This window comes from Stutzerimonas stutzeri KOS6, from assembly GCF_000307775.2.
Lineage (GTDB): Bacteria > Pseudomonadota > Gammaproteobacteria > Pseudomonadales > Pseudomonadaceae > Stutzerimonas > Stutzerimonas stutzeri_B.
This window is the reverse complement of record NZ_KK020676.1, coordinates 2,194,755-2,207,276: the sequence shown is the minus strand read 5'-3', so window position 1 is coordinate 2,207,276 and position 12,522 is coordinate 2,194,755. Positions and strand designations below refer to the sequence as shown.

Annotated in this window: 15 protein-coding genes and 2 tRNA genes; 12 read left to right on the top strand and 5 right to left on the bottom strand. The window is 61.8% G+C overall.

Annotation, left to right across the window (positions count from 1 at the left end; translation table 11 throughout):
* Positions 1-83 precede the first annotated feature (83 nt).
* The 6 genes from uvrY (at position 84) to B597_RS38140 (ending at position 3,801) form a co-directional block, all read left to right on the top strand.
* Complete coding sequence (gene uvrY, locus B597_RS38165) at positions 84-728, top strand: response regulator transcription factor GacA (RefSeq protein ID WP_003296393.1); 645 nt, start codon at positions 84-86, stop codon at positions 726-728.
* Positions 728-2,551 carry an excinuclease ABC subunit UvrC gene (uvrC, locus tag B597_RS38160; RefSeq protein WP_024162209.1) on the top strand — a complete coding sequence of 608 codons (1,824 nt, stop codon included), beginning with the start codon at positions 728-730 and terminating at the stop codon, positions 2,549-2,551. The genes uvrY and uvrC overlap by 1 nt, the downstream gene beginning before the upstream one ends.
* Positions 2,552-2,585: 34 nt before the next feature.
* Positions 2,586-3,143: a CDP-diacylglycerol--glycerol-3-phosphate 3-phosphatidyltransferase gene (gene pgsA / locus B597_RS38155; RefSeq protein WP_003296391.1), complete on the top strand. Its 558-nt coding sequence runs from the start codon at positions 2,586-2,588 to the stop codon at positions 3,141-3,143.
* A 68-nt stretch (positions 3,144-3,211) separates the two neighbouring features.
* Positions 3,212-3,287: transfer RNA gene (locus B597_RS38150), tRNA-Gly, on the top strand.
* A gap of 46 nt (positions 3,288-3,333) precedes the next feature.
* Positions 3,334-3,407 (top strand) — tRNA-Cys (locus B597_RS38145).
* A gap of 148 nt (positions 3,408-3,555) precedes the next feature.
* On the top strand, positions 3,556-3,801 hold the full coding sequence (locus B597_RS38140) for a hypothetical protein (RefSeq protein WP_003296390.1): 246 nt from the start codon (positions 3,556-3,558) through the stop codon (positions 3,799-3,801).
* A gap of 51 nt (positions 3,802-3,852) precedes the next feature.
* On the opposite strand, the gene arsB is transcribed toward B597_RS38140, so the two are convergent.
* Entirely contained in the window at positions 3,853-4,932 is a 1,080-nt protein-coding gene (arsB, locus tag B597_RS38135; protein WP_003296389.1) for an ACR3 family arsenite efflux transporter, read from the bottom strand.
* 33 nt (positions 4,933-4,965) lie between these two features.
* Positions 4,966-6,051: an ArsO family NAD(P)H-dependent flavin-containing monooxygenase gene (locus B597_RS38130; RefSeq protein ID WP_003296388.1), complete on the bottom strand. Its 1,086-nt coding sequence runs from the start codon at positions 6,049-6,051 to the stop codon at positions 4,966-4,968.
* A 314-nt stretch (positions 6,052-6,365) separates the two neighbouring features.
* Between B597_RS38130 and B597_RS38125 the strand changes: the two genes are divergently transcribed.
* The 6 genes from B597_RS38125 to arsJ all read left to right on the top strand — a co-directional run bounded on the left by B597_RS38125 (position 6,366) and on the right by arsJ (position 10,776).
* Complete coding sequence (locus B597_RS38125; protein ID WP_003296386.1) at positions 6,366-6,722, top strand: metalloregulator ArsR/SmtB family transcription factor; 357 nt, start codon at positions 6,366-6,368, stop codon at positions 6,720-6,722.
* Positions 6,723-6,790: 68 nt separating this feature from the next.
* Positions 6,791-7,504: an arsenical resistance protein ArsH gene (arsH, locus tag B597_RS38120; RefSeq protein WP_003296384.1), complete on the top strand. Its 714-nt coding sequence runs from the start codon at positions 6,791-6,793 to the stop codon at positions 7,502-7,504.
* Between the two features lie 18 nt (positions 7,505-7,522).
* Complete coding sequence (locus tag B597_RS38115) at positions 7,523-8,020, top strand: cyclin-dependent kinase inhibitor 3 family protein (RefSeq protein WP_003296383.1); 498 nt, start codon at positions 7,523-7,525, stop codon at positions 8,018-8,020.
* A gap of 10 nt (positions 8,021-8,030) precedes the next feature.
* On the top strand, positions 8,031-8,357 hold the full coding sequence (locus tag B597_RS38110; RefSeq protein ID WP_003296382.1) for a YnfA family protein: 327 nt from the start codon (positions 8,031-8,033) through the stop codon (positions 8,355-8,357).
* A 26-nt stretch (positions 8,358-8,383) separates the two neighbouring features.
* Positions 8,384-9,388 carry an ArsJ-associated glyceraldehyde-3-phosphate dehydrogenase gene (locus tag B597_RS38105; protein WP_003296381.1) on the top strand — a complete coding sequence of 335 codons (1,005 nt, stop codon included), beginning with the start codon at positions 8,384-8,386 and terminating at the stop codon, positions 9,386-9,388.
* A gap of 173 nt (positions 9,389-9,561) precedes the next feature.
* A complete protein-coding gene (gene arsJ, locus B597_RS38100; protein WP_003296380.1) occupies positions 9,562-10,776 on the top strand; it encodes an organoarsenical effux MFS transporter ArsJ in 1,215 nt (404 codons plus the stop codon).
* A gap of 197 nt (positions 10,777-10,973) precedes the next feature.
* On the opposite strand, the gene B597_RS38095 is transcribed toward arsJ, so the two are convergent.
* The 3 genes from B597_RS38095 to B597_RS38085 all read right to left on the bottom strand — a co-directional run bounded on the left by B597_RS38095 (position 10,974) and on the right by B597_RS38085 (position 12,414).
* Positions 10,974-11,156 (bottom strand): hypothetical protein, encoded by a 183-nt coding sequence (locus tag B597_RS38095; RefSeq protein WP_003296379.1) that lies wholly within the window; start codon positions 11,154-11,156, stop codon positions 10,974-10,976.
* Positions 11,157-11,323: 167 nt separating this feature from the next.
* On the bottom strand, positions 11,324-12,016 hold the full coding sequence (locus B597_RS38090) for an RES family NAD+ phosphorylase (protein WP_003296378.1): 693 nt from the start codon (positions 12,014-12,016) through the stop codon (positions 11,324-11,326).
* Positions 12,010-12,414, bottom strand: coding sequence for a hypothetical protein (locus B597_RS38085; RefSeq protein ID WP_003296377.1), 405 nt, complete (start codon positions 12,412-12,414; stop codon positions 12,010-12,012). Before B597_RS38085 ends, B597_RS38090 begins: the two co-directional genes overlap by 7 nt.
* Positions 12,415-12,522: the final 108 nt, after the last annotated feature.

The window sequence follows — 12,522 nt, the reverse complement described above, 5'->3', positions numbered from 1 at the left end:
AGATCGATGTTTTTTTTGTTAGAGTGCGCTCCTGAAAAAGCGAGCAGCCAGCCAGCTTTCAATACGGTCAATGAGGTGTCTGCTTGATTAGGGTGCTGGTGGTCGATGACCACGATCTGGTTCGCACGGGCATCAGCCGCATGCTGGCGGACATCTCCGGTCTGCAGGTGGTGGGCCAGGCGGACTCCGGCGAAGATGCCATCCGCAAGGCCCGGGAGCTCAAGCCCGATGTCGTCCTGATGGACGTCAAGATGCCGGGCATCGGTGGCCTCGAGGCGACCCGCAAGCTGCTGCGCAGCTATCCAGACCTGAAGGTCATAGCCGTGACCATTTGTGAAGAAGACCCCTTTCCCACGAGGCTGCTGCAAGCTGGCGCGGCGGGCTATCTGACCAAGGGCGCAGCGCTGGAGGAAATGGTCCAGGCGATCCGCATGGTATTCGGCGGCCAGCGCTACATCAGTCCGCAGATCGCCCAGCAGCTGGCCCTGAAGTCGTTCCAGCCGCAACTCAGCGAGTCGCCGTTCGACCTGCTCTCGGAGCGGGAAATCCAGATAGCATTGATGATCGCCAACTGTCAGAAGGTACAGAGCATTTCCGACAAACTCTGCCTCTCGCCGAAGACGGTCAACACCTATCGCTATCGCATTTTCGAAAAACTGTCGATTACCAGTGATGTCGAACTCGCCCTGTTGGCCGTTCGCCACGGGATGGTCGATACCGTCAACTGATGACAGAAACCTTCGATTCCTCGGCGTTCCTGGCGGCCTGCAGTGGCCGGCCAGGTGTCTATCGCATGTTCGATGCGCAGGCCAAACTGCTTTACGTCGGTAAGGCCAAGAACCTCAAGAAACGCCTGGCCAGCTACTTCCGCAAAACCGGACAGGCGCCGAAAACCGCTGCGCTGGTGGCCAAGATCGCGCAGGTGGAAACCACCATCACCGCGAACGAGACCGAGGCGCTGCTGCTCGAGCAGACGCTGATCAAGCAGTGGCGGCCGCCCTACAACATCCTCCTGCGTGACGACAAATCCTATCCGTACGTATTTCTCTCGGCAGGCGAATTTCCCCGGTTGAGCATCCACCGCGGCGCGAAGAAGGAACCCGGCCGTTATTTCGGCCCCTATCCAAGCGCCGGCGCCATTCGCGAGAGCCTCAGCCTGCTGCAGAAGGCTTTCTTCGTGCGTCAGTGCGAGGACAGTTATTACCGCAATCGCACCCGGCCCTGCCTGCAATACCAGATCAAGCGCTGCAAGGCGCCCTGCGTGAAACTGGTCGACCCGCAAGAGTATGCCGAGGATGTGCGGCACTCGGTGATGTTCCTCGAAGGGCGCAGTAATGCGCTGGCCGAAGAGTTGTCGCGCAACATGGAAAAGGCCGCCATGAACCTGGATTTCGAGCGCGCCGCCGAGATTCGCGACCAGATCGGCATTCTGCGCCGGGTTCAGGACCAGCAGAGCATGGAAGGCGGTTCCGGCGACGTCGACATCGTTGCGGCGACGGTGAGTCCGGGTGGGGCCTGCGTACATCTGATCAGCGTGCGAGGTGGTCGCGTGCTGGGCAGCAAGAATTTTTTCCCGCAGGTCGCAATCGAGGAAAGCGTCAGCGAGGTCTTGCAGGCGTTTCTCGAGCAGTATTACCTGGGTGCGTCCGAGCGCGATCTGCCCGGCGAGTTGATCGTCAATGCCGTGCATGAAGACTTCGCCACCTTGATCGATGCCATCGTCGAGCTGCGAGGCCTCGAGCTGACGATTACCCACCGTGTGCGCGGTACTCGTGCGCGCTGGCAGCAGCTGGCACTGACCAATGCCGAACAGGCGCTGACGGCACGTCTGGCCAACCGTCAGCATCTGTCGGCGCGTTTCGAGGCGCTGGCCGAGGCACTGGAGCTCGACGAGCCGCCGATGCGCCTCGAATGTTTCGATATCAGTCATTCCAGTGGCGAGGCGACAGTGGCCTCCTGCGTCGTATTCGGTCCGGAGGGGCCGCTCAAGTCGGACTACCGACGCTACAACATCGAGGACGTGACCGCCGGAGATGACTATGCGGCGATGCACCAGGCATTGTCGCGACGCTTCCGCAAGGCGGCCGAGGGGGAGGGCAAGCTGCCGGACATCCTGCTGGTCGACGGTGGCAAGGGGCAGCTCAACATGGCCCGCGAAGTGCTGGAAGAATTGGCGGTGCCGGATCTCATACTGCTCGGCGTAGCCAAGGGCGTGACTCGAAAGCCCGGGCTGGAAACGCTCTATCTCAACGATGCGGCGCACGAGTTCACCCTGCCAGCAGACTCGCCGGCGCTGCACCTGATCCAGCAGGTACGTGACGAGGCACACCGTTTCGCCATCACCGGTCACCGCGCGCGGCGTGGCAAGACGCGGCGGACGTCTACGCTGGAAGATGTTCCGGGTATCGGCCCGAAGCGCCGGCGCGAACTGCTCAGGCATTTCGGCGGTCTTCAGGAACTGTGCAGGGCCAGCCTCGATGAGATAGCCAAGGCGCCCGGTATCAGTAAAAAGCTTGCCGAGTCGATTTATGCCGCTCTGCACAGTGAGTAAACTGTGTCCCGAATTCCTTCGATCAGTGGTACCGATGAATATCCCGAACCTGCTCACCGTACTGCGCGTGCTGCTGATACCTATCTTCATCCTGCTTTTCTATCTCCCGTTCTACTGGAGCTATCTGGCTGCCAGCGCGGTATTCAGCGTGGCGGCCCTGACCGACTGGCTGGATGGCTATCTGGCGCGCCGACTGCAGCAGAGCACTCCGTTCGGCGCCTTTCTCGACCCGGTCGCGGACAAACTGATGGTGGCCGTCGCGTTGGTGCTGCTGGTCGAGGAGCACGCGAACCTCTGGCTGACCTTGCCGGCCGCGATCATCATCGGCAGGGAAATCGTCGTGTCGGCGCTGCGCGAGTGGATGGCCGAACTGGGCGCGCGAGCCCAGGTGGCGGTTTCTAGCCTGGGCAAATGGAAGACAACCGCACAGATGGTCGCGCTGGTGATCCTGCTGGCGAACCCGCCACAGCCCACCATGTGGGTTGGCCTGGGCTATGCCTTGCTGATCGTCGCGGCGGGCCTGACGCTGTGGTCCATGATCAATTACCTGATGGCCGCCTGGCCTCACCTGAGCACCACGGAAAAGAAATAAAACTTTTTTAATCAAGGGGTTGACGGCAGCATCCGATCGTATAGAATGGCGCCCGTCACCAAGACAACGCGGGAATAGCTCAGTTGGTAGAGCACGACCTTGCCAAGGTCGGGGTCGCGAGTTCGAGTCTCGTTTCCCGCTCCAGTTTGTAAGATTGCGCCGCAGATTTCATGCGGCGCTCTCGTTTTGAGGCCGGTTGGCAGAGTGGTTATGCAGCGGATTGCAAATCCGTGTACGCCGGTTCGATTCCGACATCGGCCTCCATATTGAAGAGCCCCAGACGGTTATCTGTCTGGGGCTTTTTCTTTTGCGGCGAAAAAATCCCTTGTGATCATGTCGGCAGGTTCGACGGCCAGCGCTTCTGCCGGGGCTGGCTATACTGCATGAGCGCCTCTTGCACAGGAGAATAGCCATGCGACGCCTCCCGGCTTTTGCTTTTGCAATCCTGTTCAGCTCGCCGCTGCTGGCCATGCACTGTCCCATGGACATGGCCAAGATCGACGAGCAGCTCAAGACCAATCCGCCGAAAGATGCGGCAACGCTGCAGCAGGTGCGCGAGCTGCGCGCCGAGGGTGAGCAGTTGCACCATGCCGGCAAGCATGCGGACTCGGTACGGGTGCTTGGTCGAGCGCTGTACCTGCTGGGTCTGAAGCCCTGACCAGCACCGTCCGGCGCGGCCCCGCCAGCCAGCTGGCTGGCGGTTCTCCGCTCAGGCAGCTGCGAGCGCGCGGTTGTACCAGTTGCGGCTGCGATTGACGCTGCGTACCAGCCAGAGCATTACCGGGACTTCGATCAGTACTCCGACCACCGTCGCCAGGGCGGCACCCGAGTTGAAGCCGTAGAGCACGATGGCGACCGCGACCGCCAGCTCGAAGAAGTTCGATGCTCCGATCATCGCCGACGGTCCGGCAACATCGTGACGAACCTGAAAACGGCGGTTGAGCCAGTAGCCGAGTGCGGCGATGAACAAGGTCTGCAACAGAATGGGCACGGCCAGCATCGCAATGATCAGCGGTTGGGCAACGATGGCTTCGCCCTGGAAGGAGAACAGCAGGACCAGGGTCGCCAGCAAGGCAATGATGGAGAACGGCTGAACCTTCGTCAGGACGGCCTGGAAAGCCGGTTCGCCGCGCTTCATCAGGCGTGTGCGGATGAACTGGGCGATGGCCAGTGGAATGACGATGTACATCACCACCGAGAGCAGCAGGGTGTCCCATGGAACCGGGATGGAGGATACGCCGAGCAGCAGCGCGACGATCGGGGCGAAGGCGAATACCATCACCAGGTCGTTCAGGGCGACCTGGGTCAGGGTGAAATTGGCGTTGCCATTGCAGAGGTTGCTCCAGACGAACACCATGGCGGTGCAGGGAGCGGCGCCCAGCAGGATCAGGCCGGCCATGTAGCTGTCCAGTTCGGCCGCCGGTAGCCAGGGCGCGAAGACATGTTTGATGAACAGCCAGCCCAGCAGCGCCATGGTGAACGGCTTGACCGCCCAGTTGACGAACAGCGTGATCCCCATGCTCGCCCGCTGCGCATAGACCTCCCGCAGCGCTGAGAAGTCGATCTTCATCAGCATCGGGATGATCATTACCCAGATCAGCAGCCCGACCGGGATGTTGACGTGGGCGATTTCCAGCGCGCCGACCGCTTGCGCCGCGGCAGGCAGGCCCAGGCCCAGGAGGGTCCCGGCTATGATGCAGAGGAATACCCACAGCGTCAGGTAGCGCTCGAAAAATCCGAGCGGGGCCCCGGCGGCCTTCTTGCCGACCACTTCACATTGGTTGGACATCAATATCTACACCTTTTCGCATGATGATCGGGGTTATTGCAGTTGCTGCCGCGGTGTCCTGGCGAGCGCTTCGACGATCTGATCGACGGTGCTTCGCGCGGTACGGGTGACGCCGATCAGCGTGGCGGAGGCTGCGCCGGTCCAATCGCCGTACCCCACCAACCAGAGGTTGGGCTGTCTCACGACACGAGTGCCATCCATCTGCACCTTCCCATCGTCTTCCATGACATCAAGTTCGCGGAGGTGATCAAGGGCCGGGCGGAATCCGGTGCACCAGATCACCGCATCGAGCTCGGCGCGGTGCCCGTCTGCCCATTCGACGCCGTTCTCGGTAAAGCGCATGAATGGACGCTCGGCCACCAGCACGCCGCGCTCGCGGGCTTCGCGTACCGGTGGAACCATGACGATGTCGCCGAAGCCACCTATCGGCTCGTCGATGCTGCGGCCTTCCTGCTGCGCCTTCCAGCGTGCGGTCGCTCGCTCGAACAGCACACGGCCGTCGACGTCGTCGGGCAGGAATGCAGGCGGCTGCTGGGTGACCCATAGTGTTTCGCTGGCGCTGGATAGCTCGGCGAGAATCTGTGCGCCGGAATTGCCACCACCGACCACCATTACGCGCTTGCCTGCGAACGCTGAGGGGGCATGGTAATGCGCCGAATGAGTCTGCTCGCCCTGGAAAAGCTCGCGGCCCTGGTAGGGCGGTATGAATGGCTTGCTCCAGGTGCCGGTCGCGCTGACCACGGCGCGTGCCTGCCATCGCTGGTCGCCGGCCTCTACCTGCCACAGGTCGTCCACGTGCCGGAGAGCGTCGACATGAACCGGCCGCAGGATGGGAAATCGATAGCGGTCTTCATACCGTCGCAAATAATCGATAACGTCGTTGCGGGCAGGGTTGCCCGGTTCGCCAGGGGCAGGCATCGGCCAGCCGGCAATCGAGCTCCAGGCAGCTGGTGAAAACAGCTTCAGCGATACCCAGGCATGCAGCCAGGCTCCGCCGGGGCCGTGCTGGGCGTCGAGCAGCAGATAGGACAGCGATGTGCGACGCAGGAAGTAGGCTGTGCTCAGGGCCGACTGCCCAGCGCCAATGATGATCACATCGAAGACGTTGGATGCTGTCATCAGGGGCTCTCTCTGGAAGCAAGCGGTAATATTCGAATCCGGCTATATACGCTGATCGGAATATACGCCCATTGCTCTGACTGAAGCAAACGCATGCTGATTGCATTTTCCTTGGGTGTGAAGCCCGCTCAGTGCGCTTTACTTGTTCATACGATAAGCAATATATTTGCCTGGCCATACGTTCCGGGCGCGGGCAGCATCCATGTCCGGTCCGCACGCAGCGGCGCAACCGGATGCATATCGGCACGCAGCTCAGACGGTCCATGAGCGGATCGCGTCCGTGCTGATCAGAACATTTCGCCGAAGGTATTCCCGTGGTCGAGCACCTGACACCCACTACCGTATTCAAATGCCTGGCAGACGAAACCCGGGGGCGGATCGCGCTGCTGATCGCTCGTGAAGGCGAGTTGTGCGTCTGCGAGCTGACCTGCGCGCTTGATGAAAGCCAGCCGAAGATATCGCGCCATCTGGCACTGCTGCGCGGCTGCGGACTGCTGGAAGACCGCCGCCAGGGCCAATGGGTCTATTACCGGTTGCACCCGCATCTGCCTGACTGGATTACCGACATGCTGCAGCCGATCCTGGCGGCCAATAAAAATTGGCTGAGTGACAACGTGCAGCGCCTCGAACACATGCGCAACCGCCCCGAACGCTCGGCGGTGTGCGCCTGATTCCGCTCGACAATGGCTTGGCTGCGTTGAAATGCGCACCGGCCCCAATAATGATTTCAGGACGCCACATGTACGACGATCTGCCCAATATCGATTCCGAGTTGTTCGACCTACCGGATCTGGACACGCTCGGCTTGCCGTCAGGGCCGGAGCACAAGCCGCGTATTCTTCTGCTCTACGGCTCCAACCGCGAGCGCTCCTACAGTCGTCTGCTGGTCCAGGAGGCGGCGCGCCTGCTCGAACGTTTCGGCGCTGAAACACGCATTTTTCACCCGGCTGGATTGCCGCTGCCGGACGATGCGCCGGACAGCCACCCCAAGGTTCAGGAGCTGCGCGAACTGATGCAGTGGTCGGAAGGGCAGGTGTGGTGCTCGCCCGAGCGCCACGGCTCGATGAGCGCGGTATTCAAGGCGCAGATCGACTGGGTGCCGCTGGCAATGGGGGCGGTGCGGCCGACCCAGGGCAAGACGCTGGCGATCATGCAGGTCAGTGGCGGTTCGCAGTCGTTCAACGCGCTGAACCAGATGCGCGTGCTGGGCCGCTGGATGCGCATGCTCACGATCCCCAATCAGTCCTCGGTGGCCAAGGCCTTTCTCGAGTTCGACGATGCCGGGCGGATGAAGCCCTCGGCCTACTACGACCGCGTGGTGGATGTGATGGAGGAGCTGATCAAGTTCACCCTGCTGGTCCGCGGTCGCGCCGACTATCTGGTGGATCGCTATTCGGAGCGCAAGGAGTCGGCCGAAGAGCTGTCCCGTCGCGTCAACCAACGTTCAATCTGACTATCAGGAATCGCCCGCGTGCCCAACCATCCCTACGATGTTCTCGATGTGCCCGGCAGCACCGCCCGGCTGATCTTAACACCGTGCCCCGGTAGCAAAGCCACCAGCGTCGGCGAGGCGTTGGCTACCCTGCAGGCGGCCGGCGCCGAGGCGCTGATCACCTTGATGCCCAGCGAGGAGCTGGTGCGCAACGAAGTGGCGCAGCTGTCGCAGCTCTGTACCGAACGAGACCTTGAGTGGCTGCACCTGCCGGTAGCCGACGAACAGGTACCGCTGGACGATTTCGACCAGGCCTGGGCGCAATCCGTTACCCGGATCAACGAACTGCTGGATGCCGGAAAAAGCATCGCCATCCACTGCAAGGGCGGCTCCGGTCGTACCGGACTGATCGCCGCACGCATCCTGATCGAGCGGCAAGTGTCGCGCGAAGCCGCCATCGCCAGCGTCCAGGCGCTTCGCCCCAGAGCGATCCAGCATCCGGCGCACGTCGGCTGGATCGAACGCTTCGACGCGTGACGAGGCCCCCATGCTGAAGACGCTCGGCCTGTTCGTCATCACCGCCGTGGCAGAAATCGTCGGTTGCTACCTGCCGTACCTCTGGCTGAAACACGGCAAGAGTATCTGGTTGCTGGTGCCGGCTGCGTTTTCCCTGGCGCTGTTCGCCTGGTTGCTGTCGTTGCATCCCACCGCTGCCGGGCGCGTGTACGCCGCCTATGGTGGCGTGTATGTCGGTGTTGCGCTGGTCTGGCTGTGGCTGGTCGACGGCATCCGCCCGACCTGGTGGGACCTGCTCGGCTGCGCCGTGGCGATGCTGGGCATGGCGATCATCATGTTCGCGCCACGAACCCCCTGATTCATCCACTTCGAAGAGAGTCATCCATGAGCATCAAAGTTGGCATCAACGGCTTCGGCCGCATCGGACGCCTGGCGCTGCGGGCGGCGTGGGATTGGCCAGAGCTGGAATTCGTCCATATCAACGACCCGGCAGGCGATGCAGCGACCCATGCGCACCTGCTGAATTTCGATTCCGTACATGGCCGCTGGCAGCATGAAGCCGGTTTCGACAGCGACTGCCTGGTGATCGATGGGCAACGTGTGACGGTCAGCGCGAACAAGACGATTGCTGAAACCGACTGGTCGGGTTGCGACCTGGTCATCGAGGCCAGCGGCAAGATGAAGACCGTCGCGGTGCTGCAGCAGTATCTGGATCAGGGCGTGAAACGTGTCGTGGTCAGTGCGCCGGTCAAGGAGCCGGGTGCGCTGAATGTGGTCATGGGTGTGAACGACGGCCTGTACGACCCGGCGAAGCACCGCATCGTCACGGCCGCATCGTGTACCACCAATTGCCTGGCTCCGGTGGTCAAGGTCATCCACGAGCAGCTCGGCATCCGCCACGGCTCGATCACCACGATCCACGACCTGACCAATACGCAAAGCATCCTCGACCAGCCACACAAGGATTTGCGCCGCGCGCGGGCGTCGGGCATGAGCCTTATTCCGACCACCACCGGTTCGGCCACTGCCATCGCCGAGATCTTTCCCGAACTGCGCGGCAAGCTGAATGGTCACGCCGTGCGAGTGCCGCTGGCCAACGCGTCGCTCACCGATTGTGTGTTCGAGGTCGAACGCCCAACCGATGCCGAACAGGTCAACCAGTTGCTCAGGGCAGCTGCCGAAGGTGAGCTGAAGGGCATCCTCGGGTATGAGGAGCGCCCGCTGGTTTCCATCGACTATCGCACCGACCCGCGCTCGTCGATCATCGATGCGCTGTCGACGATGGTCGTCAACGGTACGCAGGTGAAGATCTACGCCTGGTACGACAACGAATGGGGCTACGCCAACCGCACCGTCGAACTGGCGCGCAAGGTGGGACTGGCTGGCTGAAACGGCGAGGTGCTCGTGGTTGGAGTGACGCGGGAGGTACGGGCCGAAACCGGCCCCGGCCTCGATGAGTGGGCTCCAGCCACCGCTCCGCCTCCACCCACGTCTCTGCTGAGCCGCATCTTCGCCGTCCTCGTCTTCGCGTCACCCCCAGGCCAACCAAACCGGAATCCGCCATGCAAGCCCTTGCCCGACTGTCCCCCGAGGTGCGCCAGTACCTGATCGTCACCGGTAACTACTGGGCCTTCACGCTCACCGATGGCGCGCTGCGCATGCTGGTGGTGCTGCACTTTCATGAGCTGGGCTATTCGCCCCTGCAGATCGCTGCGCTATTCCTGTTCTACGAGATATTCGGCGTCATCACCAACCTGGTCGGCGGCTATCTCGGTGCGCGACTTGGCCTGAACCGGACGATGAACCTTGGCCTGGCGATGCAAGTGGTGGCGTTGCTGATGCTGACCGTGCCAGCCGCATGGCTGACCGTCCCCTGGGTGATGGGTGCACAGGCGATGTCCGGCATTGCCAAGGACCTGAACAAGATGTCGGCCAAGAGCTCGATCAAGCTCCTGGTACCCGACAGTCAGCAGGGCACGCTGTACAAGTGGGTCGCTATCCTGACCGGCTCGAAGAATGCGCTCAAGGGCGTGGGGTTCTTCCTCGGCGGCGCCTTGCTCACGCTGCTGGGGTTCGCCGGCGCCGTGCTGGCAATGGCTGCAGTGCTGGCTGTTATCTGGCTGGGCAGCCTGATGCTGTTGAAGAGGGACCTCGGCAAGGCGAAGGCCAAGCCGAAATTCAAGGACATCCTGTCCAAGAGCCAGGCGATCAATGTGCTTTCTGCGGCGCGCCTGTTTCTCTTCGGGGCTCGTGATGTGTGGTTCGTCATCGCCTTGCCGGTGTACCTGAGCACGGTGTTCGGCTGGAACTTCTGGATGGTCGGAGGTTTCCTGGCATGTTGGGTCATCGGCTACGGCATCGTCCAGTCGCTGGCACCTGCGATCACCGGCAAGCGCCGCGGGCAACTGCCGGATGGGCGCGCTGCCTTCATCTGGGCGGCTTTGCTGGCGGCCCTTCCGGCGGCCATCGCACTCGGCCTGGCGAGTGGCGTATCGCCTCAGTGGGTGTTGATCGGCGGGCTGTTGCTGTTCGGCGCGCTGTTTGCAGTGAACTCCTCGCTGCACAGCTACCTGATCGTCAGCTATGCCAAGGAAGATGGCGTCTCGCTGGACGTGGGCTTCTACTACATGTCCAACGCGATGGGCCGCCTGATCGGTACCTTGCTCTCTGGCTGGGTGTTCCAGGCCTATGGGCTGCAGGCCTGCCTGTGGGTTTCGTCGCTGTTCGTGATGCTCGCGGCCTTCATCTCGCTGAGGCTGCCCCGTCACCCGCAGTAACCGGCGGGGTGCCGGTGACAGCAGGGGCGGGTGGATAACGGTCCGGCGCAAAGGTGAGGGCAGCTGAGTGAAGCGGATTTCGTCTGCTGCCCCGTGGTAACCCTAAGGGCTGCCTGCTGTGTTTGCGCTGATCGTCGAGAGGGCGACGAGGCGCCGGGAGCGGCCTTTGCGAGCGATTGAAAGGAGAGGGGACTGCGTTAGTGCCTGGGCAGGATCGAGCGCAGCATGCCAACATCGCCTGCTGCACGCTGGATCAGCGCAGCGGCGTTCGGCCCCGACCTGTCGTTACCGCCACGACGGCCGCGGCGCCAGTGAGCCATTGGCTGGAGGGCGCTGATATCCGATCGGGTAACCAGTTCTTCGAGTGATCGCTTGCTCATGGTCGCGTCCTCACATCGTGATTGGGTGGCGCGTCCCTGCGCCATTGGGGTGATCCTTGAGCAAAGAGTGCGCGCTGTTTGTTACAGCTGTTTGGCAACTGCCGATAGCCGATGATCGGTCATAAGCTGGAAGGAGCCGGCGCCTTCGTGCGGTGCCTGAATGACACTCAGACTTCACCAATCGCACTGACACTGGTAATCCCCGCATTCCAGATCATCTCGTAATGACTGGTCTGGACGATGGAAATCAACGACCTCGGCGTCATCAGCGCCCAGCAGTCTTGGCCGGGCTTGCGTACGGAGTGGTAACGCAAGCCGGGGAAGCCCGCCTGTCTTGCCTGCCTCGCGAAATGGCGCGCCTGTGAATAATCGTCAGCGTCGTAGATCGGATCGGACAGTGCCACGGCGGTGGCATCCAGCAGTCCGGCCTCGTTGAACAGGCATGACAGGCCGCGAAAGACGAAGCGCTCGAAGTTCAGCCCCTCGACGTTTGACCAGTACAGTTCTTGGTGATACCGGACCTCGGCAACTGCCGTCTCCATGGTGTCGGCCAGGTAAAGCACTCCGTAACTGCCGTCACTGAAGCGCGAGCCAGCCGGATTCAGATGCGTGAACGGGGCGGTGGCATAGGAGCAGCCTGGAATGCCGAATGGAATCTCCGCGCGCGGTATCAGTTCCAGGCGTCCGGTTTCATTGTGCAGCCGCGGATTGGTAAGGGCCTGCACTTGATACAGCGCGTCGAACTCGTCGGCGTCGGCCACGTCATCGAACAGGTGGAGCGGCGGAAATTTCGAATTCACCAACCGATATGCGTGCACCTTGGCATCGGCCCGTAACGGCAGCTGCGCGGGTGTTACCACTGTGCGCCTCGCAGTGAATCGATCCGGCGAAACGACTCATACAACGAGATCATGTCCCCCTGAGCCATGACCTCCAGGGGGGAGCGCCCATTGAAGAACTCGTTGTGGTTTGGCATCCCCACAAAGCCGTATTGATTGTCGGGGTTGTCGAAGACGAGCCGCAGCGCCGCATGAATGTTGAGAATGAAGCTGACCCGCTGCATCTGATCGGAGTCGAGGCTGACGGACCAGTCGGTAGTTCCCAGTTTGGCCCGCGCATGAGTGCTGCGTGAAATCCGCAGGATGCGGCATGCCTGATCCGTGGAGGCCTTCCACTTATCGAGAATGTTCACTGCGGCACGCAGACCAATGGTGCATTGGTCCTTGGTTAAAGAGGGAGCCAGAAGCGTCGCTGTCATGCCATCGATCTCCGCTGTATCTGTAGATCGATATTAGCACTGTATGAGTCTACAGATAGAGGTCGCCGTCATTTTATGTTCGCGCGCAGCAAGGCACGGCGGAGCTCA